Here is a 25,595-nt window from a genome sequence, read left to right as displayed (position 1 = left end):
GCCGGTCCGGCTCGTCGTCAGGACGGCGGGAGAGCATTCCGATTGGGCACCGCTTCTCCCGCCAGGTTCGCCACGAAGAACCCGAACTGCCGCCGCGCGACATAATCGATCGGTCCGGTCGAGCGCCCGACGCTGTGCTCGCCACCCGGCACCACCAGCAGGTCGAAATCCTTGTCCGCACGGATCAGCGCATCGGCGATCTGCATCGTCGAAGCCGGGTCGACGTTGCTGTCCTGCTCGCCGACGATCATCAGCAGCTTGCCGGTCAGCTGCGCGGCATGACCGACGCCCGAAGCGGCGGCATAGCTCGCATCCACCGGCCAGCCGAGCCACTGTTCGTTCCAGCTGATCTTGTCCATCCGGTTGTCGTAGCAGCCTGCATAGGCCACCCCGACCTTGTAGAAATCGCCGTGGAACAGCAGCGCGTTCAGCGTACTCTGCCCGCCCGCCGACGCGCCATAGATGCCGACCCGGCCGATATCGTAGGACGGGTCCTTCGCCGCCATCGCGCGGTGCCAGAGGATACGATCGGGGAAGCCCGAGTCCGCGAGGTTCTTCCACGCGACGTCCTGGAATGCCTTCGAACGGTTGGCGGTCCCCATCCCGTCGATCTGCACGACGATGAAGCCGAGGTCGGCCTGCTCCTGCATGCCGATGACCTTGTCGCCGCCGGAATGATAGCCGAACGGCCAATATTGCTTGGGCACGAAGCTCTCGTGCGGCCCCGCATAGATGTTCTCGATTACCGGATATTTCTTGCGTGGATCGTAATCGCGCGGCCGAACGACGACGCCCCAGATGTCGGTCTTGCCATCACGCCCCTTCGCGACGAACACCTCGGGCGGCCGAAACCCCGCTGCGCGCAACGCGCTGTCGTCGCCCTTGGTGATCGTCGCGACCAGCGCGCCGTCGCTCGACCGGTGCAGTTCGCTGACCGTAGGCAGGTCGACGCGCGAATAGGTGTCGACATACTGCGTCCCGTCCGGCGAGAACCGCACGTCGTGATCCGCCTTGGCGGGCGTCAGCGCGCTCATGTGGCGGCCGTCGAAATCGATCCGGTAGACGTGGCGAAAATACGGATCCTCACCCGCGTTCATCCCGCTCGCCGAAAACACGATCTGGCGCTTGGCGTCGTCGACAGCGACCACGTCGCGCACCACCCAGTCCCCAGTCGTGATCCGGTTCTTCACCTTCCCGGTGCGGCCGTCGATCAGGTACAGATGGTTCCAGCCATCGCGCTCCGACGCCCAGACGATCTCGTCGCCAAGACCGTTCACCTCATGCGCATAGCGGCGGTCGGCGAACACGAAGGTCTTCGCATCCTCGGTCACCGCCGCGTGCGCGACCCCGGTCTCCGCATCGACCGCGACGATCCGCGCCTGCCCGAAACCACGTCGAACATAGTCGAACGCGACGCTCCGCCCGTCGCTCCGCCAGCGTGGCGCGGAGAGTTCGTACGCGTTGGGGAACAGCGCGTCGTCGATCACCGTCTGGCGCCGCGTGGCGACATCGAACAGCACTGGTCGTTCCTGATCGATCGCGTCGCCGGGCTTGGGGTAGAGCTGGCTTTGTAGCTTCGGCTGAAGCTGATCGCGCGGCGAAGACTCGACCCGCAATACCCGCCGCTGATAGCCCGGCTTGACCCGATAGATCATGATGTGCCGGCTGTCGGGCGACCAGCGCAGCGTCTCCGGATCGTAGAAATCGCCTGCCGTCCCGTCGACGCTCAGCGGAACGACGGTTGCATCGCCGGTCTCGCGCACGACGAGATTGTCGCCCTGTACGAATGCGGTCCATTTACCGTCCGGCGAAACCTTGGGACTGTTCTCGGCCGGCACCGACATGTCGCGCACCACGCCGAAGCCGCGTGGGCGGCTCCGGTCGACGGCGGCCTCGCAGCGGTAGACGATGATCCCGCACCGCCACCGCGTTTCGTCCAGCGAAAACGCGATCGCCTTGCCGTCGTCGGCATAGTCGAACTCGGCGAACGGCAGGTGCATCGGATCGACCGCCTCGTGACGTGCATCGCCCAGCGCCGCCGCAAGCTTGGCCGTATCGAACGCGGGCGACTTGGCGAGCGTCTTCGCGTCCACCGTCTCGAACGCAAACCCGCCTGCCACCGTCTTGCGATAGGAAAAGCGCCGCCCGTCCGGCGTCCAGTGTGCAGGCCACGCGACTTCGCGCGTGAGATCCTGCCACGCCCGCCGCAAACCGATCGAGCGCTGAAACGCCGCCTCATCTGGCGCCGCTTCCGCTGCCACCGAAGCGCACAGCAATACCAGCGCGAGCGCCCGCGACGAACGACATACCAGCATCAGATTTCCTTGGTCATGCCGATCAACGGCAGCATCGCCGGCGCCAACCCGTCGCCGCGCGCTTCGAGCCGGATCGGCCCGCCCGTCGCGCCCGCCTGAACCAGCGCCATGCACAGCCCGTTGAACGCTGAGCGCGACGTCGCATGATCGGGCTCCAGACTCCGCGGATCGCCATTGCCGACCCCCAGCAACCTGGCATCGCCCGACAGCGCGAAGGTAACGCGATCCGACGCGGTCGGCATCTCGCGCCGTTTCGCATCAAGGATCGCCACGCGCACGACCGCGACCTCGCCCGGCGCCAAGTGCCGCCGATCGCTCGACAACCCGATCCGTGCCGCCGCCCCCGTGGTCTCGCGCACCGCGTGCATCACGCGCTTGCCGCCGCGATACCCGTGCGCCTCAATCCGGCCCGGCGCATAGGCGACCTGCCATTCGAGATGCGTGTTCTTCACCACCGCCTGCCGCCCGAGGCTGCGCCCGTTCAGGATCAGCTCGACCATCTCGCAGTTGCTGTGCACCCACACCGACACCGGCTGGCCCTCGCGCCCCGCCCAATTCCAGTGCGGGAACAGGTGCAGCACCGGCTCTCCACTCCACCACGCGCGATAGTAATGATAATTGTCCTTGGGGAAGCCGCACAGGTCCATCTGCCCGAAGTTCGAGACGTTCTCCGGCCAGCGCTCGAACGGGGTAGGCTCGCCACGATAGTCGAACCCGGTCCACACGAACCCGCCGCTCAGGAACGGTCGCGCGTCGTAGAAACTCCACCATTTTCCCGCGGTCGTCGCCCATTTGGGGAATTCGCGGTCGTACGCGGGCACGAAGCCAGCCTTGTCGTCGCGCGCATATTCGCCGCGGGTCATCACCGTGCTGCCCGTCTCGGTGCCGATCATCGGCATGTCGGGGTGCGCGGCATGGTACGGATCGATCGCGTCGAGGTAGTAATTGCACCCCATCACGTCGAGCACGCGCGACGCGCCCTCCCCGAACTTGCCGTTGAACGCCTCCGTCACCGGCCGCGTCCCGTCGAGGTCGTAGACCTTGCGCTTCATCGTCTCGGCGATCCGTGCGCCGGTCTGCGTACCGCGATGGATCTCCTCGTTGCCGATGCTCCACAGGATGATGCTCGGGTGATTGCGCCCCTGCCGCACCATCCGTTCGAGTTGCCCCATCCCCTCGGCGTTGCTCGACATCTGCCGCGTCTCGTCGATCATCAGCAGGCCCATCCGGTCGCACGCGTCGAGGATCGCGGGCGACGGCGAATGATGCGTCGAGCGATAGGCGTTACTGCCCATCGCCTTCAGCCGTTCGAGCCGCCAGACGTGCAGGCTGTCAGGCACCGCGAAGCCGACCCCGGCGTGATCCTGATGGTTGCAGGTGCCCTTGATCTTGACCGGCTTGCCATTGAGGAAGAACCCGAGCGTTGCGTCGAAGCGGATAGTGCGGATGCCGAATGTGCACGTGTCGCGGTCCACCACCACGCCATCGACGAGGATCTCGCTGACCAAGGTGTAGAGATGCGGCGTTTCCAGCGACCAGAGCGCGGGCGCAGCAATGCGCGTGTCCTGCGCCCCAATCGCCTTCCCCCAGGCCGGCAAGTCCAGCGGGTCCGCAAACAGCACCGCGACCGTCGTCCCGTCCGGCCCGACCACCGTGGACCGCACGCGCGCACTGGCGGCGGGACCGTCATTGTCGATCTCGGTCGAGACCCGCACGATCGCGCCATCCGAGCCGACCGAGCACCGCACGGTCGCCCCCCATCGCCGGACATGCACAGGCGCGGTCTTCACCAGCCGCACGTCGCGGTAGAGCCCCGCTCCCTCGTACGACCACGCCTCGCCCCGGCTCACGTCGCAGCGGATGACGAGCACATTGTCCTCGCCAGATTTGGCGAAGTCGGTGACGTCGATCTCGAACGGCGCATAACCGCTCTCGTTCGATCCCACGACGAAACCGTTGAGGATCACGATGCAGTCGCGCGCCACCCCGTCGAACTGGAGCAGCAACCGCCGCCCCGCATCCGCCTTCGCCAATGCGATCACGCGCCGATACCAGCCGACGCTGGTCGCCGGCCACATCCGCCCGACCGGCTTGAACCCCTGGAACGATCCGGTCCGATCCGCCTCGCTTCCTGCCGGCCCAAACTGTTCGAACGGCAGGTCGACCGCCCAGTCGTGTGGCAGCGTCACCGCTTCCCACGCGCTGTCGTCGAACTTGGGTTCGGCAACCGGCGTGCCGACATCGCCCGACTTGCCATACGTGTCGTGCGAGCGACCGAAGCCGAAATCCTTCACCGGATCGCTCGCATGGCCGAGGTGGAACCGCCACCCGGTCCCGAGCGACGCGATCTCGCGCGGATTTGCCCGTTGCGCCGTTTCCGCCGCACCGATCGCCCCTGCGGGAACGATGGCGGCGAGTGCGGACACGCCGCCCGTCTTCAAAACGTCGCGGCGGCCGAAACGCGTCATATCGTCATCCCAATCCGCGTCAGAAGTTCACCGTGGCGCCGACGAACATCGTCCGCCCGAGCGTATCGTACACGCCAGGATATGTGTTGCCGTTGCCGAACGACGACAGGATGCCGGCTGCGATCGCCGGCGGGTCCTTGTCGAACAGGTTATTGACGCCCGCCCGCAACTGGAGCCCCTCCCCGACCGCAACGGTGCCCGCGAGATCGATGTAGTTGTACGCCGAGATCTTCCGGTTGATGTTGCTCTTCGCATTCTGGTCCAAAAAGCTGTTGTCCGCCAACGACGACAACTTGACCGAGTCGGTATGGCGCCAGGCAACCGACACCGAGGCACCCTGCGGGATCTGCCACGTCGCCCGCATCGCATGCCGCCATGTCGGGTTGGGCTGGGCGCAGGTATAGCCGTACAGCCCCTTGCAATCGAAGCTGCCGAGACCGGCCAGCGGTTCGGAGGTCTGCTCGATCAGGCGCGTGCCGACCAGGTTCACGTTGAGCTTGCCGAGCGCGCCGATCCCGAACGTGTAATCTGCGGTGATGTCGACCCCGGAGGTCGTCAGCGATCCGGTATTGTAGGTCGTCGAGACGATATAGCCATTGGTACCGAAGATCGCGCCCGAGCGTGGATCGCGCGTGAACAGTCCGCAATAGAATGGATCGCCGCCTGCGACGCACTGGCTGATCGCCAGCGAAGGATCGACCGAGCTGATATAGTCCTTCACCTTGATGTGGAAATAATCGACGGTCAGCGTCAAATTGCGCACCATTCGCGGCGTCAGGACGATACCCGCGGTATAGGTATCCGCCTTTTCGGGCTTCAGCGCGACGTTCCCGCCGAACTGTGCCGAACAGGTGTCCGACGGGCATTCGATGATGCTGCCATATTGGGCCTGTGTCACGCCGGTCAGCCGGCAGACGTCGAACGATACGGTCGGCGAGGCGCCCGAGCACGGATCCTGTGCGGCGACGTTGCCGATCGATCGCGATCCGAACAGTTCGGCGATATTGGGTGCGCGGATCGCGCGGTTGTAGCTGAAGCGAAGACGCGCATCCTGCGACGGTGCCCAGCTTGCCTCACCCTTGTAGGTCCAGACGTTGTACTTTGACTTCAGGCCGGTCGATTGCTGGTCGTTGCGATACGCCGAATACCGAAGGCCGCCGTTGATCGTCAGCGCATGCGCGAACGGCAGGTCCTGCAGGATCGGAATTTCGATCTCGCCGTACGCTTCGTTGACGGTAATGCGCCCGTCCGAGTCGGTCACGCCGCCCTGTTCGGCGACCGCATCCGCCGTATAGTTGAGCGTCTCGCGGCGACGTTCCGCGCCCAGCGCGATGTTGACGCCGCGCTTGGCCCAGGGGCTGGTGATGCCGAACGTGCCGAGGTCGCCGTTGACATTCGCGGAGATCACCGTGAGCGCATTGCGCGACGCGGTGTTGCTCTCCGAGAACAGATAGGCGGCCTGCGTGTCGGTGATCGCGTTGGGCTGGAAGACGTTGACCGGAATGCAGGCGGGATCGCTGCCGTCGATCACCGAACGGCAGGTCGGCACGCCGTTGACGTTGACCACGTCGAGCGCGCGCTGCGCCTTCACATTGTCGACGTTGTTCATGTACGTCTCGTTGAACTTCACCAGCGAATGCAGATAGTTCACGTCGTACTGAAAGCCGTGGCCGAGATCGCCGCGCACGCCGGCGGAATAGCGGTAATCCTGATGGCGAAGATCGTCGCGGCGCGACTGGCCGTCACCGAGGCGGTAGCCGATCAGCGTATCCTGCGTCGCCGCGGTGCCGGCGGTCGGTCCGCATAACGACTGTTGTTGCGCGGTGCTCATCAGCGGGTTGTTGCACGGTACGGTGAAGCTCGTTCCCAGGAACAGCGCGGATGGTGCGACCTGCGAGAAGGTGTGATCCTTCATGTACATGAAGCTGCCATAGACCTCGGCGATCGGCGCGATCTCGAACTTGGCGAACCCGCCGCCGATGTAGCGATCGTCGGAGCGCTGGAGGTAGTTGGTCGGCGAGTAGTTGTACGCGTAGGCCGAGGTGTAGGGCACCCAGGTCCGCGTCCCGTCGATGTTGTTGGTCAGCGTCTTGCCGGCATTGGGCCCGCCGAGCGGGGCGAACGTGCCGTAGGGCGAGTTGCTCGATCCGCCACACACCAGCCCCGTGCCGGCATCGTCTGCCTGGTTCAGCGCGCACGCCGAAACGTCGCGGCTCGCCTGCAACACCGGATCGGTGTGGCGATACCCGCCATAGACAGTGATGTTGCCACGGCCGTCGGCGAAGTTCTTGCCGTACGCCGCGTTGATATCCTGCTTGCCGCCATCGGCGACGCGGTGCGGCGCATTGGCATAGCCGCGCGTCGTGATGATATCGCGCACCGCGCTGTTGTCGTTGGTGTGAACGCCGAGCCCGGACTGCACATCGATCCGCAACCCGTCGAGATGATCCTTCAGCACGAAGTTCACCACGCCCGCCACCGCGTCGGACCCGTACACCGCGGACGCGCCGCCGGTCACCACGTCGACCCGGTCGATCAGCGTCGACGGGACGAAGTTCAGATCCATCGCCTGCTGGGGCAGCAACCGCTGGCCGCTGAGCAGGACCAGAGTCCGGTTCGGCCCCAGGCTGCGAAGGTTGATGTTGGCCGTACCGTCAGACCCGTTCGAGACGTTCTCGTTCGCATCGGCCTTGAACTGCGGCAGCCGGTTCAGCACGCTCTCGACGTTCACCGCGCCCTGATATTTGATTTCCTGATCCGTCACCGACGTGATCGGGCTGTTGCTCGCAAGGTCAGGGCGCCGGATGCGCGTCCCCGTCACGACGATCGAATCTTCGCCGGCCTCGTTCGTCGCGGTCGTGCCCGGCTGGGGGACGGGCAGGACCTGCGCGTAGGCGCTGGACGAAAGAAGCATCGCCACGACCGTACCGATGCTCGAACGATTACCGCGCAGACTGGCGAAAGATTTCATGAATGCCCCGTTTCCTGATGTGTTGGGAACAGTTCATCACGCCCTCAAGACATTGTCAAATATAATATACGATATCCTATATCCGATGAATCGGGTGCGCGACGGGACGAGATACCGATTGGACGCGGTACTTGCCGGGGTAACTGCTTAGTCCACCGAGGCTGGAATCCCTCCTGACAGCCATCCGCGAACCAGCCGACTCGCCAACGATTCCGCGCCCGGCAGCACCTCCAAGCGAACACGAACGAAAAAGGCCGCGCCTACCTCTCGGTAGACGCGGCCTTCCCGGCAACGACCGCGACAGCGATCGTGGCGGCTATCTTAGTAGCGGTAATGGTCCGGCTTGAACGGGCCCTCGACCGGCACGCCGATGTAGCCGGCCTGCTTGTCCGACAGCTTCGACAGCTTTACGCCGAGCTTCTCGAGGTGGAGCATCGCGACCTTCTCGTCGAGGTGCTTCGGCAGGACGTAGACTTCGTTCTTGTAGTTCTCACCCTTGGTCCAGAGCTCGATCTGCGCGAGCGTCTGGTTGGTGAACGAGGCCGACATCACGAACGATGGGTGGCCGGTGGCGCAACCGAGGTTCACCAGGCGACCCTTCGCCAGGATGATGATCTGCTTGCCGTCCGGGAACTTCACCAGGTCGGTGCCGGGCTTCACTTCGGTCCAGTCGTAGTTCGACAGCGCGGCGATCTGGATCTCCGAGTCGAAGTGGCCGATGTTGCAGACGATCGACATCGGCTTCATCGCCTTCATGTGATCGGCGGTGATGACGTCGGCATTGCCGGTCGCGGTCACGAAGATGTCGGCGCGGGTCACGGCCTCTTCCATCGTCACGACTTCGAAGCCCTCCATCGCCGCCTGCAGTGCGCAGATCGGATCGACTTCGGTGACCATCACGCGCGCGCCGCCGTTGCGAAGCGACTGGGCCGAGCCCTTGCCGACGTCACCGAAACCAGCGACCGCGGCGACCTTGCCGGCGAGCATGACGTCGGTCGCGCGACGGATCGCGTCGACCAGCGACTCCTTGCAACCGTAGAGGTTGTCGAACTTCGACTTGGTCACCGAGTCGTTGACGTTGATCGCGGGGAACGGCAGCTCGCCCTTCTTGGCGATCTCGTACAGGCGGTGAACACCGGTGGTGGTCTCTTCCGAGACGCCCTTCAGGTTCTTGACGGTCTCGGTGAGGTAGCCGGGGTTCTTCGCGACGTACGCCTTGAGCGCACGCTGCATCTCGACCTCTTCCTCGTTCTCGGGCTCGGGCATCGTGTGACCGGCTTCGAGCTTGGCACCCCAGAGGGCGAACATCGTCGCATCGCCGCCGTCATCGAGGATGATGTTGGCGGTCTGGCCCTCTACGTCGCGATCCCACGAGAAGATATCGCCGACATAGTTCCAGTAATCCGCAAGGCTCTCGCCCTTGATCGCGAACACCGGCACGCCAGTCGCGGCGATTGCGGCGGCGGCATGGTCCTGCGTCGAGAAGATGTTGCAGGTCGCCCAGCGGACGTCGGCGCCGAGCGCGGTCAGCGTCTCGATCAGCACGGCGGTCTGGATCGTCATGTGCAGCGAACCGGTGATCCGCGCGCCCTTGAGCGGCTGTGCTGCGCCGAATTCGGTGCGCAGCGACATCAGGCCGGGCATTTCGGTCTCGGCGATGTTGATCTCGGCGCGGCCGAAATCGGCGAGGCTGATGTCTGCGACGACGTAGTCGGCCTTGGCGTCGGTCTTCGTAGGCGCAAGCGTGGTGGCCACGAGGAGTCTCCTGAGAATATCGTGATCGGCGAGCCTCATGCCCGTGCCGGATACTGCATCATAGAAGAGTGGAGGCCCCAAATCAAATATAAAGATATCTTTATATGACGTTTGGGGATGCACGCTGTGTAAGCTGCGTTGCCCTTCTTCGGCTCCCCTCCCTGGAAGGGAGGGGTTGGGGGCGGGTCGGTTCGAGGCGGGCGCACGGCTAGCCAACCGGCCGACCCACCCCCGGCCCCTCCCTTCCAGGGAGGGGGGAAGATTACGCCCTACCCGTCTCCGCCACCAGCAACCGCGGATCCACGCCAGCCTGCGCGAAGGCCAGCGTCCAGCGATCCTCCGCCGCGGTCTCGAACAGCAGTTCGACATCGCCGGCCACGTTGAACCACCCCGGCCGCGACAGCTCACCCTCCAGCTGTCCGCCATCCCAACCGGCATAGCCAAGCGCCACCACCCACTCCGACGGGCCCTTCCCCTCGGCGATCGCTCGCAGCACGTCGACCGTGCTCGACAGCTTCCACCGCCCGGCGACATCGACCGAGTCCTGCCCGCCCCAGTCGGACGAGTGTACGACGAACCCACGACGCGGCTCGACCGGGCCGCCGAAATGTACCGGCGCATTCGGCGCATCGCCCGGCTCGATCCCGAACTGTTCGAGGAGGTCGTGGAAGCCCAAACCGTCGATCGTCGCACCGATCCCGATCCCGATCGCGCCATTCTCGTCATGGCTACACATCGCGATCACGGCGCGGGCGAAGCGTGGGTCGCTCATGCCAGGCATCGCGAGCAGGAATTGTCCCGAAAGAAAGCGCGTTTTGTCCATGACCAGGAACATAGCGTTGCGCGTACCCCGTCGCCACGCTTGAAATCCGCCGTCCGGCGTCCAAGGTACGCACCGCGCGCGACGACCGCGCGGCACAGGAGATTTCAGATGACGATCAGCGTCGGCGACCGGCTTCCCACCACCACTCTCGTCAAGGCCACCGCGGATGGCCCCGACCAGGTCGATACCGGCAGCTTCTTCAAGGGCCGTAAGGTTGCGCTGTTCGCGGTCCCTGGCGCATTCACGCCGACCTGCTCGGCCAAGCATTTGCCGGGTTTCGTCGAGAAGGAAGCCGAGCTGAAGGCCAAGGGCGTCGACGAGATCGCCTGCGTGTCGGTCAACGACGCTTTCGTGATGGGCGCATGGGGCAAGTCGGCCGGCGCCGGCGACATCACGATGCTGGCGGACGGCAATGCCGATTTCGCCAAGGCGATCGGGCTGACGATGGACGGCTCGGGCTTCGGCATGGGCACACGTAGCCAGCGTTACTCGATGCTGGTCAACGACGGCGTGGTCGAGCAGCTAAACGTCGAGGCTCCCGGCGAGTTCAAGGTGAGCTCGGCCGAGCACCTGCTGAGCGAGATCTAATCCTCCCCGGCACGGGGAGGGGGACCGTTCGGCACCTTTGCCGAAGGGTGGAGGGGGTTCATCGCGAGCGTTACGGTCGTGGAGCGCCCCCTCCGTCAGTCCGAGTGGGCTGCCACCTCCCCGACACGGGGAGGATTTAGGTGGTCTTGCCACCGTAACGTCCGCCACCTAACACTGCCCGATGACAATCGCATCCGACCTCGTCGCCGACCTCGACCGCCTCTACCGCGCCTCCGTCGAGCGCCTCCAAGCCGCCATGAGCGCCTATATCGCCGACGGCACGACTCCAGATCCGGTCAGCCGCACCGACGGCTCGTTCGCCTATCCCGAAATCCGGCTGACCTATAAGGGCGGCGTCGATCGCCCGACCCCGCTGCGGTCGTTCGGTCGCCTGGTCAACGCGGGCGAATACCGCATCAGCGTCACCAAGCCCGCGATCTTCGCCGAATACCTGACCGAACAGCTTACGCTGCTGATCGAGGATTACGACGTCACCGTCGAAGCGGTCGAGGGTCGCCAGGAAATCCCGTTCCCCTATGTGATCGAGCCCGGCCATGCGCTGAGCCTCGACGAGGTGTCCGCGACCGAATTGTCGCGCCACTTCCCCGCCACCGAACTGGCGCACATCGGCGACGAGATCGCCGATGGCCTCTGGGTCGCCAACGACGAGACGCGTCCGCTCGCGCTGTTCGATGGCCTGCGCACCGATTTTAGCCTCGCCCGCCTGCGCCATTACATGGGCACGCCGGCGGAACACGCGCAGCGCTTCGTCCTGTTCACCAACTATCACCGCTATGTCGACGAGTTCGTCCGCTGGGCCGGGACGCAGTTGGGCGAAGGCTCGCGCTTCACCAGCCTCTCGGGCGCGGGCGGCATCACGATCTCGTCGGGCGACGACATCGACAAGATCATCTCCGACAGCGCCTGGCGCCGCCACCAAATGCCCGCCTATCACCTGATGGCGGACGACCGCACCGGCATAACGCTCGTCAACATCGGCGTCGGGCCGTCCAACGCGAAGACGATCTGCGATCACCTCGCCGTGCTGCGTCCCGAGGCGTGGCTGATGATCGGCCATTGCGGCGGCCTTCGCCCGAGCCAGCGGATCGGCGACTACGTCCTCGCGCACGCCTATCTGCGCGACGATCATGTCCTCGACGACGTCCTGCCCCCCGAAATCCCGATCCCCGCGATCGCCGAAGTCCAGCTCGCGATGGCCAAGGCGGCGGAGATCGTCTCGGGTCAGTCGGGCGAGGAACTCAAGCGCCGCCTCCGCACCGGCACGATCGTCACCACCGACGACCGCAACTGGGAACTTCGTTACTCGAAGTCCGCACTCCGCTTCTCACTGTCGCGCGCCGTCGGGATCGACATGGAATCCGCGACGATCGCCGCGCAAGGGTATCGCTTCCGCGTCCCCTACGGCACCTTGCTCTGCGTCTCGGACAAGCCGCTCCACGGCGAGCTGAAGCTGCCGGGCCAGGCCAACCGCTTCTACGAACGCGCGATCAGCGAGCATCTGCGGATCGGGATCGAGACGTGCGAACAGCTCCGCTTGGAGGGCGCCAAGCTCCACAGCCGCAAGCTCCGCGCATTCGACGAGCCGCCGTTCCGGTAATAATCGGAGCGGATCGCGCGAGAATGGGTTACGCATCCGGAATCATTGCTGAGGGAAGATAACCGTGGCCGACACCGACACGCCCGATACGGAAGCAAAGAAGCCCGTCACCCGCCGCCGCGCGCCGCGCAAGACCAGTGCGCCGAAGGCGGCTCCGGCTGCGACGTCGTCGGCCAAGCCGGTCGCGTCCAAGCCGGTACCGGTTGCGAAGCCCGTTGCGGACAAGCCTGTGGCTGCAGCGCCGCCGAAGCCTGCGCCAAAGCCACGTTCGACCAAGCGCAGCACGCCGCGCCCGGTCCCCGCACGCAACGCGGCGACGCCGGCACCGGTCGCCAAGCCCGCGGAAAAGACCCGCGGCAAATGGGGTGCCGCCGCGATCTTCAGTGGTGTCGCGGTTGCCGGAGCGGCGGTTGGCGCGTTGCTGACGTTGCGTGGGAGCACGCCCAAGGCTCAATCAGCGCCCAAGCCGAAGGGCACGCACGCGCATCAGGCTGACGGGGCGGATTCGTCGAAGTCGTTCGAAGCCGGCATCGCCGATCCGCGGACGGTCCCGGAGTAAGGCACATCGCGACCGAGGCCTAAAGATACACCACCCCGGCGAAGGCCGGGGCCCAGTTGGAACGTCTTGAGTAACTAAGCTCATCCCTCCGTTAGCGACGTTTCCCAACTGGACCCCGGCCTTCGCCGGGGTGGTGCGTTGTAAGTGTCGCCCCACGCCGCCTTGGTTCCCCCGCGGAGGCGGGGGCCCAGCTAAAACCACGGAAGCGTTCGTAACCCTGGGCCCCCGCCTCCGCGGGGGAACCAGGTTTGGCGAGGTCAGAATTTACCCCCTCACCACCCAGTCGGCTTCCCCTTGTTCTGCACGTCCAGCCAAGCCTTCAACGGCGCGAAATACTCCACCAGCGCCGCGCCCGACATCTCGCGGCTCCCGGTGAACACCTGCAGCGCATCCGGCCACGGCTTCGACTGCCCCATGCTCAGCATCGCGTTGAGCTTCGTCCCCACCGCCTTGTTGCCGTAGAACGAGCAGCGATGCAGCGGCCCCTTCCACCCCGACTGGTCGCACGCCGCCTTGTAGAACTGGAACTGCAACACCCGCGCCAAGAGGTAGCGCGTGTACGGCACCGCCGCCGGGATGTGATATTTCGCGCCCGCATCGAACCTGGTCTCGTCGCGTGCGACCGGCGGCTTGATCCCCTGGTACTGGAGCCGCAACGCGTCCCACGCCGCCTGATACCCAGTCGCCGGGATCTGCCCCGAGAACACGCCCCAGCGCCATTTGTCGATCAGCAGGCCGAACGGGAGGAACGCGACCTTGTCCATCGCCTGGCGCAGCAACAGTCCGATGTCCTTGTCCGCGCTCGGCACCTTCGCCTGGTCGAGCAGCCCGATCTTCACAAGATAATCCGGCGTGATCGACAGCGCGACGGTATCGCCGATCGCCTCGTGGAAGCCGTCGTTGGCGCCGTTCTTGTAGAGCATCGGCTGCGCCTTGTACGCGCGCTGGTAGTAATTGTGGCCGAGCTCGTGGTGGATCGTGACGAAGTCGTCCGCATTTACCTTCGTGCACATCTTGATCCGGATATCGTCCTGGTTGTCGAGATCCCACGCCGACGCGTGACAGATCACGTCGCGGTCGGCAGGCTTGGTGATCTGCGACCGCTTCCAGAACGTCTCCGGCAGCGGTGCGAAGCCCAGCGACGAATAGAAGCCCTCGCCCTGCTTCACCATCTTCAGCGGATCATAGCCCTTCGCCTTGAGCAGATCGCCGGTGTCGAAACCCAGATCGCCCGCGCCCTTGGGAGCGACGATGTCGTAGATGTTGCCCCATTCCTGCGCCCACATGTTGCCGAGCAGGTCGCTGCGGATCGGCCCGGTCTTCGCCTGGACCGCATCGCCGTATTTCTCGTTCAGCTTCCACCGCGTGTAGGTGTGGAGCGCCATGTAGAGCGGCTCGACCTGCTTCCAGATCGTGTCGGTCAGCGCCGCGAACTGCTCGGGCGTCATGTCGTAGCCCGAGCGCCACAACGCACCGACATCCTTGTAGCCGAGCTCGCGCGCGCCCTCGTTCGAGATCGCGGTCATCTTCGCATAGTCGCCGCGCATCGGCGCACCGACCTTGTCGTTCCAACTCGTCCACATCTCGGTCAGCTTGGCGGGATCGCGCGTCGACCCCATCGCAGCCTCGATATCCGAGCCGTTGATCGGCTTGCCGTCGAGCGTCCCCATGCCCTTGCCGTAGGACGACGACATCTTGGTGGTCAGTGTCGACAGTTCATCGGATGCGCCCGGCCGCGTCGGTGCCGGCAGCGTCAGCCCGCCGCGCAACAGGTCGAGCTTGCGCTTGGTATCGAACGACAGCCCCGGCAGCGACGCATAGCGCGCGGCGCCCAGCGCATACTTAACCCCAAGATCGGTCATCTCCGCGCCCGACTTCGCCGCCAGCGCATCTGTATCGTCGGTAATGTAGGTCGCGTTGACCCACGCCACGCGCGACGCATCCACCGACTTCGCGGCAAACACCTGCTCCGCCTCGGCAACGAAGGCGTCCGCCTGCGCGACGGTCGGCTTGCCGTTAGCGGCGGGCCGTGCGGTCTGAGCCTGCGCCGCAACGGGCGCGGCGATCGCACACGCCAGCGCGATCAGAGAAACGGTACGGATCATGGATTCCCCCTGGATTATGCCCCCAGAGTGATGGTCAGCCGCTCGCCGGTCAAGCCGCCGGAGTCAGGCGGCGAGGAAGTCGGCGATCGCCTGGCCGAGTTCGGGCTTCACCACCGCGCTCATATGCCCGCCCGGGGTCTCGACATACGTCCCGTGCGGCAATGCCGCCGCCAGATCCGGTGCCGAACCATTATCCTGATCCTCGCCACCGCACACGACCAAAGTCGGCTGCTGGATAGCCTTCACCGACTCCAGCGGCGTATCCACGAACGTCTCGAGGATACCGAGCAACGCAACCGGATCGCCGCCCGTCGTCTTCAGGAACGCCTCCGCCAGCCACTCCGGCGTACCCTGCACATGCTGCCCCAGCTTGGTCAGGATATTCCGGAAATGCCCGGCACGGCGTGACGTCTGGGTAAGCCCTTCGAGACCCATGCCCGAGAAGATCACCCGCCGCGGCGTCGCGCCCGTCGCCAGCATCCGCGACGTCGTCCGCGCGCCCAGCGAATAGCCGCCAAGATCATACTCCGTCAGCCCGAGATGCGCGATCAGCGCGTGGCCGTCCTGCGTCAGAGCATCCGCCGGATACGCCTCCAGCCCGTGCGGCTTTTCGCTCTCGCCGTGCGCGCGCAGGTCCGGCATGATCACCCGGAAGCCTTTGGCGGCTATCTTCGTGGCGTGACCATAGCGGATCCAGTTGGTCTTCGCGTCGGAGAAATAGCCGTGGATCAGCACCACCGGCCGTCCCTCGCCGACCTCGCGCCACGCGATCTGGGTGCCGTCGAAGCTCTCGAAAAACTGGGTATCGCTCGGGGTGCTGGCCACGGTCACATCCTGCATTGGTTCGCCGCCAATTCGTGGGGGCCGCCGCCCAAGTCAACCCGCGCCTTCGTCTTCTCTGCGCTCCAACGTCGGGTTGGTCTGTGTCCAAACAAAAACGGGCGACCCGAAGGCCGCCCGCTCTTGGTGGCTCCGAACAGGATCAGAACTGATACCCGATCCCGCCCGATGCACCGGCACGCCCCTGCGAGTCGTAGGTGCCGCTCAGCTTGACGACGGTATGTCCGTCGCTGAATGCCTTCGACATGCCGACCGCGACGGCGGACTGGCCGGCATAGGTGCCGCCGCCCATCGCGATCATCCCCTTGCCCGCTTCATAGGCCTGCGGCAGTCCGGCCGCTGCCAGCGCGTTGGACGTTCCGGCATAGGTGTCGCGACGGAGGTTGCGCACGTCGAAGTTCAGCGCCGCGATCCGCCCATCGGTGTACGCATTGGCCTGCGTCACCGCGGAGTTGATGCCCGAGTTCAGCTGCCCGACATTGACCGCGTCAGTGGTCGACACGCCCGCCGCGACGTTGCTCAGCACGATCGCCTGGCCGCCTGCATTGAACGTCACGTTGGTACGCGAAGGACCATATTGCACCGAGTTGCTGCCCAGTGCGAGCGCGCTGTTCGCGGTGCCCTGCGCCGTCGCGACCGCCTGGTTGGTGGTGTAGAGTTGCCCACCATTCACCGCTTCGGCAGACCCCGCCGCGACCGTACCCGCGGCGACGTTGGCGATCGTCACCGGCGCCGCCGCATTGCCGCCCGCCAGCGTCACGGTGTTGGTCCGCACGCCGTTGGCGTCGGTGTTGTACGACACCGCATTCGCCGCCGTCAGCGCCAAGGCATAGACCTGCCCGCCATTGACGGCGTCGGTCGATCCCGCCGCGATCGAACCGCCCGCGACATTGTGCAGGCCGACGGGGCCAGCCGCCGCACCGACCAGCGTCAGGTCGTTGGTCTTCGTGCCACCGTTCGGCGTGGTGGCGCTGCCGGGGTTGGAGTATTGCACCGGCCCGGTGCCACCATTGGCGACCTGGTTGCCCAGGTTGGTGATCGCGGTCGTGTTGTTCGCCACCTGCGTGTTGGTCGCGGCCAACTGCGATCCGTTGACCGCATCGGTCGATCCGGCAGCAACATTGCCTGCCGCGACATTGGTGATGACCGTCCCGCCGGCACCGCCGAGCGTGATCGAGCTCTTCGTGCCGTTGTCGTACTGGACGGTCGTGGTGCCGAGGGCCGCAACCTGTGCTGCAACGCCGGCCACCTGTCCGACATTGGCGGCATCGGTTGCTGCGGTGCCTGCCGCGACGTTGGTGATCTGTCGCTCCGCACCGGCCGAACCGACCGACACTTCGCCGACCGAGTTCTGCAGCCCGCCAAGGCCAAGCGCCGCATAGCCGAGCGAACCACCACGGAGCGCGGAGGAACCCGTCCCGAGCGCAACGCTGTTGTCCGCCGTTGCCGTCGCCTCAGGCCCGATCGCCAGGCTGTCGGTCCCGCTCACGGTCGCGTCGGCACGGGTCGAGAGAACGCGGAAGTAGCGGATACCCGCACCGCCGTTGATCGCGCCATCGACGGCGTTGAACACCGACTGGACGCTGCCATACTGCACGCCGCCAAAGCCGATCGAGGCGAGCACGCTGTTGGTTGCCGCGTCATAGCTGGACAGGCCACCCAAGCTGGCCGCAACGCTGGTACCCAGCCCGACGAGCTGACCGCCGTTGACCGCTTCGGTCGATCCCGCCGCCAGCGTCCCCGCCGCGACGTTGCCGAGCACCACCGGTGCGGCGCCCACGCCGCCGAAGCTCACCCGCGTCCGGCTCGGATCGTCATACTGCACCGACAGCGCGGCGAGATTGCCGACCTGCCCGGATACGGTCGCCAACTGGCCACCATTGACCGCGTCGGTCGAGCCCGCCGCAACCACGCCGTCGCCGACGTTATGCAGCGCCACTGCACCAGCGGCACCACCGACCAGCGTCACGTCGTTCGACGGTACGCCGCCGTTCGGCGTGGTCGGCGCACCTGCGCTCGAATATTGAAGCGCACCGATCGCGCCATTGGCGATGCTCGTCGTCAGGTTCGAGACATTGGTATTCGTCGCGAACAATTGGCTACCGTTGACCGCCTCGGTCGAGGTCGCGCCGAGCGTCCCGGCCGCCACGTTGCCGATCACGACGGGCGCCGCACCGGTCCCGACGCCGCCGAGCGTGATCCGCGACCGGCCGAGATCGTCATACTGCACCGCGAGCGCCGACAGGCCGCTGACCTGACCGGATACGCTGGCCAGCTGGCCACCGTTCACAGCGTCGGTCGATCCCACCGCGACGCTGCCGTCAGCGACATTGTGTAGCCCGACCGGCCCCGCAGCCGCACCGACCAGCGCGACGTCGTTGCTCGGCACGCCTCCATTGGGCGTGGTCGGCGTCGCGGCGTCGGAATATTGCACCGCGCCGATCCCGCCATTGGCGATGTTGGTCGTCAGGTTGGTCAGTGCCGTGTTGGTGTTGGTGACGTTGGCGTTGGTCGTGAACAACTGGCTGCCGTTGACCGCCTCGGTCGAGGTCGCGCCGAGCGTTCCCGCCGCGACGTTGCCGAGTACCACCGGAGCCGCGCCGACACCGCCAAAAGTCACGCGTGAACGGCTGAGGTCGTCATACTGCACCGCCAACGCGGACAAGCCGCCGATCTGGGTCGAGACACTCGCGAGCTGACCGCCGTTGACCGCGTCGGTCGAACCCACCGCGACATTGCCATTCGCGACGTTGTGCAAAGCGACCGCGCCAGCGGCACCGCCCACGAGCGTCGCGTCGTTCGATGGCACGCCACCGTTCGGCGTCGTCGGTGCACCCACGCTGGAATATTGCAGCGCACCGATCGCACCATTGGCGATGTTGGTCGTCAGGTTGGTGACGTTGGTATTGGTCGCGAACAGCTGGCTGCCGTTGACCGCATCGGTCGAGGTTGCGCCGAGCGTACCCGCCGCGACGTTGCCGATCGCAACGGGGGGCGTACCAGCACCGACACCGCCCAGCGTCACCCGGGCGCGCGTCGTGTCGTCATATTGCACGCCGAGCGCTGCCAGGGTGCCGACCTGCCCCGTCACAGTGGCAAGCTGGCCACCGTTCACGGCGTCGGTCGACCCTGCGACGATCGCACCGTCACCGACATTGTGCAACGCGACCGCACCCGCCGCGCCGCCGACCAGCGTCGCGTCGTTCGATGGCACGCCACCGTTCGGCGTGGTCGGCGCACCGACGCTGGAATATTGCAGCGCGCCGATGCCGCCATTGGTGATGCTGGTCGTGAGATTGGTGACCGCGGTGTTGGTGTTGGCGACGTTGGTGTTGGTCGCGAACAACTGGCTGCCATTGACGGCCTCGGTCGATGTCGCGCTCAGCGCGCCCGGGGCTAGGTTACCGACCGTCGTACCGGCTGCTCCGGCCAGCGTCACGCGGTCCTGCGCCGCGGTATCATATTGAACCGCGCCGCTGGCGAGCGTGCCGATCTGGGCCTGCACGCCCGCGAGCTGACTGACGTTGACGGCGTCTGTATCCGCGGATCCAGCCGCGACGTTGGTGATCTGGCGCTCGGCACCCGGTGCCCCGACCGAGACTTCGCCGACCGACGTCTGGGGAGCGGCCAGCCCGATCGCGGCATACCCCGTCAGCGGAACGCGGGCCGCGACACTGCCCGCTCCCAGTGCGACCCCGTTGACGCCGGTAGCGCTGGCACCCGTGCCGAGCGCGACCGCGCCGGTTGCATTGGCGCCGACCGTCGATCCGGTGCCGAGCGCGATTGAGCCCGCTGCGGTCGCGGCGGTCTGCGCCGCGTTACCGAACGCGATCGAGTTGCCTTCACCGGCTACCGCTACCGGGCCGGTCGCGCCGAGGCCGGTGATCCGGTTGCCGCCGATTGCGATGCCGGCCGGCGTTCGCAGCGTGAAACCGTCCGCCTGCGAGACGCAACTGGAATTGGGTCCAACCGCGTTTCCGTTGACGTCAAGTACGCTCAGCGTGATGTCATCGCCATCGGCCGCAGCGGTCAGCAACCCATCCACGTCGATGGTCTGTGTCGTGGCCGGGAGGGCGGGAATTACCCCACCCACCAGTGGCACGAGGAGAATTCGATTCACGGTCGTCAGGATCGGATTGAGCGTGTTCTCTATCGGCGTGACGACCCCGCCGATGACCGGACGAATGATCTCGGTAACGACCGATTTCGGAAGGCTGACGCCGGAGCACACGCCGACGACGTTGGGTGGCGGGACGACCTGGGCTGCGGCCGGTTGCGACGCGAGCGTGGTCGCGGCGGCCAGCCCGATCAGCGATACGCCGCCGCGGATCTGCCGCAAGATGCCGGTGTCGCGACGCGTCCTGACGGTTTCGTGCAGTTTGAGAGCGATCCCGCCCGAGTACCGTACTCCCGACGCATTGCGATAAGTCGACGCGGTAGACATGCCAATAACCTCCACTAGCGACTGCAGCAGCAGCCCGAACATTACCGGTGACCGATCGTATTTCGACCTAATCACTGGAACGCGTGAAGTTTCCGACCTCTACCCCTAACAGCAAGTTACCCGATTAAACGGTATCGATATCGATATCGACATCTATTCGGTCATAAAGACAGTTCGTAATGGTTTGAGTTTCGAACCAGTATGAATTTCATTACTTCCTGGATTGCCAGCATTCCGGATTATGCTTCGATTCACAACACGGAGAACGGAACCGAACATGAAATAGGTCTCCGCTCGGGACGACTTCCAAACTGGATAAATGCCTCCCCAGAAATTTTGCCCATATCCGGCAGGCAACGAAAAACCGCGCCGCCATAATCGATGGCGACGCGGTTCTGTCCGCGCGATCTGTCCGAAAACGGGGCGAATCACCCCGTCCGGTTCAGGCCTTCTGCAGGTGCCGACGCCCGAGCAGTTCGGCGATCTGCACCGCATTCAGCGCCGCACCCTTGCGGAGGTTGTCGCTGACGCACCAAAGGTTCAGGCCGTTCTCGACGGTAGGATCCTCGCGCACGCGGCTGATGTACGTCGCGAAGTCGCCGACGCATTCGATCGGGGTGATGTACCCCCCGTCCTCGCGCTTATCGACCAGCATGATGCCGGGTGCTTCGCGGAGGATGTTCTGCGCTTCCTCGGCCGAAATCTCATTCTCGAACTCGATGTTGATCGCTTCCGAATGGCCGACGAACACCGGCACGCGCACGCAGGTCGCGGTGACCTTGATCTTCTTGTCGAGGATCTTCTTGGTCTCGACGACCATCTTCCACTCTTCCTTGGTCGATCCGTCGTCGAGGAAGCTGTCGATGTGCGGGATCACGTTGAACGCGATCTGCTTGGTGAACAGCTTGGGCTCGGCCGGATCGCCGACGAAGATGTTGCGGCTCTGCTCGAACAGCTCGTCCATGCCCGCCTTGCCCGCGCCGGACACCGACTGATAGGTCGAGACGACCACGCGCAGGATCTTCGCGGCGTCGTGCAGCGGCTTCAGCGCGACGACCATCTGTGCGGTCGAGCAGTTCGGGTTGGCGATGATGTTGCGGACCTTGTAGCCGTCGATCGCCTCGGGGTTCACCTCGGGCACGATCAGCGGCACGTCGGGGTCCATGCGGTAGAGCGACGAATTGTCGATCACGACGCAGCCGGCAGCGGCGGCGATCGGCGCATAGACCGCGGTGCCCTCCGAGCCGATCGCGAACAGCGCCATGTCCCAGCCGTTCCAGTCGAAATGCTCGATGTTCTGGCATTTGATCTGCTTGCCGGTGTCGCCGTAATCGACCATCAACCCCTGGCTGCGCGACGACGCGACGCAGGCGATCTCGTCCGCCGGAAACTCGCGCTCCGCCAGGATATTGAGCATCTCGCGCCCGACATTGCCGGTCGCGCCCGCGACCACCACCCGATAACCCATGTCTTAACTCCGATTGGACTTGGGGGCGCAGTACCGACGTTGCGTGGCGAGGTCCAACGGCTTTCGACTTGTTGCGCGGATAGGGGGAGTTTGGGGGCCGTGAGGGACTGCCCGCTCCCCAATGTTCCCCCGCGAAGGCGGGGGTCCAGACTGGGCCCCCGCCTTCGCGGGGGGACACGCTAGTGCTCAGCGATAGTGATCAGCACCTACTCAAGCAGTAGCACCACCCCGGCGGAGGCCGGGGCCCAGTTGGGCGACGTTGCCAACTGAGCGCTGCGGTCCATTACTGCGACCTTTCCAACTGGGCCCCGGCCTTCGCCGGGGTGGCGGCTGGGGAGGAGGCACCGCCAAGTGCGACCCTCAGTCGTGCGTCCGCGCCTGCCATGTCGCATGCTCGATCCCATGCACCTTCGCCAGATGATCCGTGATCGCATCCAGCTCCTCCGCCGGCACGTTCGTCGCCACCAGCGTCGCCGCAATCTCCACCCGGTCCTCACCCCGCTCGGTGACGTCCAGCTCCGCCACCTGCAACTGCGCAGCCTCCAGATGCTCGACCACCAGATCGCCGATCGGCCCGGCATCCCCCGCCGCCGCCGTCACCATCACACTATACGTAGCCTCGATCGTCCGCCCCTCGGTCGGGATCCGGGTGATCCCGTCGACCAGCGGCCGCAGCGCGGTGTTCGCGAGCAGCACGACGAACGTCAGCAACCCCGCCTCCGCGATCATGTCGCTCCCCGCGCACGACCCCACCGCCGCCGAGCACCACAAGGTCGCCGCGGTGTTCAGCCCGCGGACGTTCATCCCCTCCTTCATGATCACGCCCGCACCGAGGAAGCCGATCCCCGACACGACGTACGCGATGATCCGGATCGACTCGACGTCGCCGCCCAACCGCTGCCCGAGATCGACGAACGCCGCCGACCCCAGCGCGACCAGCGTATTCGTCCGCAACCCGGCGGTGCGCTGGCGATATTGCCGCTCCGCCCCGATCAGCGTCCCGAACACGAACGCGGCGATATAGCTCACCACCGTGTCGAGGAACGGCCACAAGTGAAACGTCTCGACGAACCGCACCGGCGTTTACTTGACCGGAACCGCAGCCGCCTCGGGCACCGGCTTGTCCTTCACCGTCCGGTCGAGGAAGTTCAGGATCGTCCCCCAGACATGCTCGCTGATCCCCGGCCCCGAAACGCGGTGCGTGTAGCCGGGGTAGAACATCATCTCGAACGGCGTCGCGGTCGCCTGCATCCGCGCGGCCACCTTGGTCGAATTGTCGAGGAACACATTGTCGTCCGCCATGCCGTGGATCAGCAGCAGCGGATCGACGATGCGGTTCGCCTCCTCAACCGCCGCAGACGTCGCATAACTCGCCGGGTCCTTCGCCGGATCGCCGAGATAGCGCTCGGTATAATGCGTGTCGTACAGCTGCCAGTCGGTTACCGGCGCGCCGGAGACGGCCGCAGCATACACGCCCGGCGTCTTCTCCAGCATTTTCAACGACATATAGCCGCCGTAAGACCAGCCATAGGTCGCGATCTTGCTCGGTTCGACGAACGGCAGCGACTTCAGGTAATTCGCACCCGACAGCTGGTCCTCGACCTCGACCGTGCCCATCGCGTGATAGATCTGGTCCTCGAACGCCTTGCCGCGGTTATACGAGCCGCGATTGTCGATCTTGAAGTAGATCCAGCCGCGATCGACCAGATATTGCGGCAATCCGCCCTGCCAGCCGCGCGTGACCTGCTGGCCGGTGCCGGGGCCGCCATAATGCTCGAAGAACACCGGGTATTTCTTACCCGGTTCCAACGGTGGCGTGATCATCTCGTAATAGAGAGTCATGCCGTTCTTCGCCTTCAGAGTCCCGAACTTGGTTTCCTGATGGCTCGACAGATACGGGTAATAGGGATGCCCCTCGACCACCGCATTCTCGTTGATCCACGAAATCCGCTTGCCGGTCGCGTCCGCCAGATAGACCTGAGTCGGCTGCTTGGGGTTCGAGCGCGAGATGATGAACCGGCTGGCTGCCGCATCCATCGTCGCGCTGTTCCACCAGCCCGCTTCGGTCAGCTTGGTGATGACGTTCGGCTTGGCGACGTCGACCGAATAGAGCTGCTGCTCGAGCACGTCGTCCTTGTTGCCGAGGAAGAACAGCCGCCCCTTGGTTTCATCGACGCCGACCAGATCGGTGACGACCCAGTCGCCCTTGGTGAGCTGCGTCCACTTGCCCGATGCGAACCGGTAGAGCTGGCCGTAACCGCTCCGCTCCGACCGCCAGATCAGGCTGCCGTCCTTGAGCACGTGATACGCATCGGACAGGTTGAGCCAGCTCTTCACGCCCGATTTCTCGGTGAACAGCACGGTGGACTTGCCCGTCGCCGGATCGACGCGGAGCATCTCCAGCAGCTTCTGGTCTCGGCTCTGGCGCTGCACCAGAAGCATCCGGCCATCCGGCGTCCAGTCGACCCGCGCGAGATAGATGTCGGGGTTGGTGCCGAGATCGACCTTCACCTGCCCCGAGCCATCGGGCTTCATGATGTACAGATCGACCAACACGTTGGGCGTACCGGCAGCCGGATAGCGCTGCTCGTAAACCTTGGTGCCCGTAGCGCCGATCGACGCGCGCGTCGCGGTGTGGACGGGGGCCTCGTCGAACCGCTCGACCGCGACATATTGCTCGTCCGGTGACCACCAATAGCCCATGCGGCGATCCATTTCCTCCTGCGCGACGAACTCCGCCTCGCCGAAATGCACCGTGCCGCCGCCGCCCGTCGTCACCGCGCGCGCGTCACCGCCGGCGAGCGGCTGTACGAACAAATTCTGGTCGCGGACGAACGAGACGAAGCTGCCCTTGGGGCTGACTACCGGGTTCAGCTCGCCGCCGGGGGTATTGGTCAGCCGCTTCACCTTGCCGTCGAGCCCGGCGAGATACAGGTCGCCGTCGAGCGGGACGAGGATCGATTTGCCATCGGGCGCCCAGTCATACGCGACGATGCCCTTCTGCCCGCCGATCCGCGCCCGCTCGCGCTGCATCTTCTCGGCCTCGGTCAGTTCCGCGCCGCTGCCGACGGTCTTCGAATCGACCAGCATCCGCGCCTGCCCGGTCGCGGTGTCGACCGCCCAGAGATCGAAGCGCTCCTTCTCGTCGTCGCGGTTGCGCAAGCTCGTCAGCAGGGTGCCGTCGGGCGACAGGCGGACCGCTTTCGGCTGCGATCCCGACAGGTCCGGATTGCCGAACACGCGCGCCATCGTCAGGTCGCCGGGCTTGGCGGCTTCGACCGGACGTATCGGTGCAGCGGCGGGTGCAGCGGGGGCAGCCGGCGGCGTGACCTGATCAGCGGCCATCGCGGCGGTTCCGACCGAAGCAAGTGCAAGCCCGAGCAACCATGTGCGCATCCTGTAGTCTCCGTGGGATCATGCCGCCGAGCCGTATCGGCGACGCGGCGCGTTATCGCGGTGCCACACGGCTGCGTAAAGTCCGCATTGCGAGGTGAACGCTCGGGAGCAACGGGACGCGCGATCGCACCTTGCCGCATCCTGCGATACTTAAAGTGACGTTCACCGCGTCTTTACGCGCTTCGTATAAGGATACCGGAGACAAGGGAGCGCGGTTGAGGTTTGCCGCGCTGCATTACGTCTGG

At 65.4% G+C, this 25,595-nt stretch carries 14 protein-coding genes; 3 read left to right on the top strand and 11 right to left on the bottom strand.

The features are described from left to right. Positions 1-17: 17 nt before the first annotated feature. The 5 genes from C8J45_RS04915 to C8J45_RS04895 all read right to left on the bottom strand — a co-directional run bounded on the left by C8J45_RS04915 (position 18) and on the right by C8J45_RS04895 (position 10,332). Positions 18-2,315 (bottom strand): DPP IV N-terminal domain-containing protein, encoded by a 2,298-nt coding sequence (locus tag C8J45_RS04915; protein ID WP_107962055.1) that lies wholly within the window; start codon positions 2,313-2,315, stop codon positions 18-20. Next, a complete protein-coding gene (gene galA, locus C8J45_RS04910) occupies positions 2,315-4,783 on the bottom strand; it encodes a beta-galactosidase GalA (protein WP_107962054.1) in 2,469 nt (822 codons plus the stop codon). The genes C8J45_RS04915 and galA overlap by 1 nt, the downstream gene beginning before the upstream one ends. A 19-nt stretch (positions 4,784-4,802) precedes the next feature. Beyond that, on the bottom strand, positions 4,803-7,754 hold the full coding sequence (locus tag C8J45_RS04905; RefSeq protein ID WP_258191285.1) for a TonB-dependent receptor domain-containing protein: 2,952 nt from the start codon (positions 7,752-7,754) through the stop codon (positions 4,803-4,805). A 321-nt stretch (positions 7,755-8,075) separates the two neighbouring features. Beyond that, complete coding sequence (gene ahcY, locus C8J45_RS04900; RefSeq protein ID WP_107962053.1) at positions 8,076-9,509, bottom strand: adenosylhomocysteinase; 1,434 nt, start codon at positions 9,507-9,509, stop codon at positions 8,076-8,078. Positions 9,510-9,771: 262 nt separating this feature from the next. Continuing rightward, positions 9,772-10,332, bottom strand: a complete 561-nt coding sequence (locus C8J45_RS04895; RefSeq protein ID WP_107962276.1) for a YqgE/AlgH family protein — start codon at positions 10,330-10,332, stop codon at positions 9,772-9,774. Between the two features lie 108 nt (positions 10,333-10,440). On the opposite strand from C8J45_RS04895, the gene C8J45_RS04890 reads away from it, so the two are divergent. The 3 genes from C8J45_RS04890 (at position 10,441) to C8J45_RS04880 (ending at position 13,097) form a co-directional block, all read left to right on the top strand. After that, a complete protein-coding gene (locus C8J45_RS04890) occupies positions 10,441-10,920 on the top strand; it encodes a peroxiredoxin (protein WP_107962052.1) in 480 nt (159 codons plus the stop codon). Positions 10,921-11,101: 181 nt separating this feature from the next. Next, complete coding sequence (locus tag C8J45_RS04885) at positions 11,102-12,538, top strand: AMP nucleosidase (RefSeq protein ID WP_107962051.1); 1,437 nt, start codon at positions 11,102-11,104, stop codon at positions 12,536-12,538. A 64-nt stretch (positions 12,539-12,602) separates the two neighbouring features. Further along, positions 12,603-13,097, top strand: coding sequence for a hypothetical protein (locus tag C8J45_RS04880; protein WP_107962050.1), 495 nt, complete (start codon positions 12,603-12,605; stop codon positions 13,095-13,097). 272 nt (positions 13,098-13,369) lie between these two features. On the opposite strand, the gene C8J45_RS04875 is transcribed toward C8J45_RS04880, so the two are convergent. From C8J45_RS04875 to C8J45_RS04850, 6 genes are all read right to left on the bottom strand, one after another. Then, a complete protein-coding gene (locus C8J45_RS04875; RefSeq protein ID WP_107962049.1) occupies positions 13,370-15,202 on the bottom strand; it encodes a M2 family metallopeptidase in 1,833 nt (610 codons plus the stop codon). 63 nt (positions 15,203-15,265) lie between these two features. Beyond that, on the bottom strand, positions 15,266-16,042 hold the full coding sequence (locus tag C8J45_RS04870) for an alpha/beta fold hydrolase (RefSeq protein WP_107962048.1): 777 nt from the start codon (positions 16,040-16,042) through the stop codon (positions 15,266-15,268). 142 nt (positions 16,043-16,184) lie between these two features. Continuing rightward, positions 16,185-20,381, bottom strand: coding sequence for a YadA-like family protein (locus tag C8J45_RS04865; RefSeq protein ID WP_219907332.1), 4,197 nt, complete (start codon positions 20,379-20,381; stop codon positions 16,185-16,187). A 547-nt stretch (positions 20,382-20,928) separates the two neighbouring features. After that, positions 20,929-21,954 (bottom strand): aspartate-semialdehyde dehydrogenase, encoded by a 1,026-nt coding sequence (locus C8J45_RS04860; protein ID WP_093397340.1) that lies wholly within the window; start codon positions 21,952-21,954, stop codon positions 20,929-20,931. Positions 21,955-22,314: 360 nt separating this feature from the next. Further along, a complete protein-coding gene (locus C8J45_RS04855; RefSeq protein ID WP_107962046.1) occupies positions 22,315-23,031 on the bottom strand; it encodes an MgtC/SapB family protein in 717 nt (238 codons plus the stop codon). 6 nt (positions 23,032-23,037) lie between these two features. Next, positions 23,038-25,350, bottom strand: coding sequence for a S9 family peptidase (locus C8J45_RS04850; RefSeq protein ID WP_107962045.1), 2,313 nt, complete (start codon positions 25,348-25,350; stop codon positions 23,038-23,040). Positions 25,351-25,595 lie beyond the last annotated feature (245 nt).

The organism is Sphingomonas sp. PP-CE-3G-477 (assembly GCF_003050745.1).
Classification (GTDB): domain Bacteria; phylum Pseudomonadota; class Alphaproteobacteria; order Sphingomonadales; family Sphingomonadaceae; genus Sphingomonas.
This window is presented reverse-complemented; position numbering and strand designations above follow the sequence as displayed.

What these genes read in the sequence shown, in the direction of transcription:
- C8J45_RS04850 (WP_107962045.1), bottom strand. Translation starts at nt 25,350, where the DNA reads ATGCGCACATGGTTGCTCGGGCTTGCACTTGCTTCGGTCGGAACCGCC.
- C8J45_RS04905 (WP_258191285.1), bottom strand. Translation starts at nt 7,754, where the DNA reads ATGAAATCTTTCGCCAGTCTGCGCGGTAATCGTTCGAGCATCGGTACG.
- C8J45_RS04860 (WP_093397340.1), bottom strand. Translation starts at nt 21,954, where the DNA reads ATGGGTTATCGGGTGGTGGTCGCGGGCGCGACCGGCAATGTCGGGCGC.
- C8J45_RS04890 (WP_107962052.1), top strand. Translation starts at nt 10,441, where the DNA reads ATGACGATCAGCGTCGGCGACCGGCTTCCCACCACCACTCTCGTCAAG.
- C8J45_RS04870 (WP_107962048.1), bottom strand. Translation starts at nt 16,042, where the DNA reads ATGCAGGATGTGACCGTGGCCAGCACCCCGAGCGATACCCAGTTTTTC.
- C8J45_RS04895 (WP_107962276.1), bottom strand. Translation starts at nt 10,332, where the DNA reads ATGGACAAAACGCGCTTTCTTTCGGGACAATTCCTGCTCGCGATGCCT.
- C8J45_RS04915 (WP_107962055.1), bottom strand. Translation starts at nt 2,315, where the DNA reads ATGCTGGTATGTCGTTCGTCGCGGGCGCTCGCGCTGGTATTGCTGTGC.
- C8J45_RS04875 (WP_107962049.1), bottom strand. Translation starts at nt 15,202, where the DNA reads ATGATCCGTACCGTTTCTCTGATCGCGCTGGCGTGTGCGATCGCCGCG.
- galA (WP_107962054.1), bottom strand. Translation starts at nt 4,783, where the DNA reads ATGACGCGTTTCGGCCGCCGCGACGTTTTGAAGACGGGCGGCGTGTCC.
- C8J45_RS04885 (WP_107962051.1), top strand. Translation starts at nt 11,102, where the DNA reads ATGACAATCGCATCCGACCTCGTCGCCGACCTCGACCGCCTCTACCGC.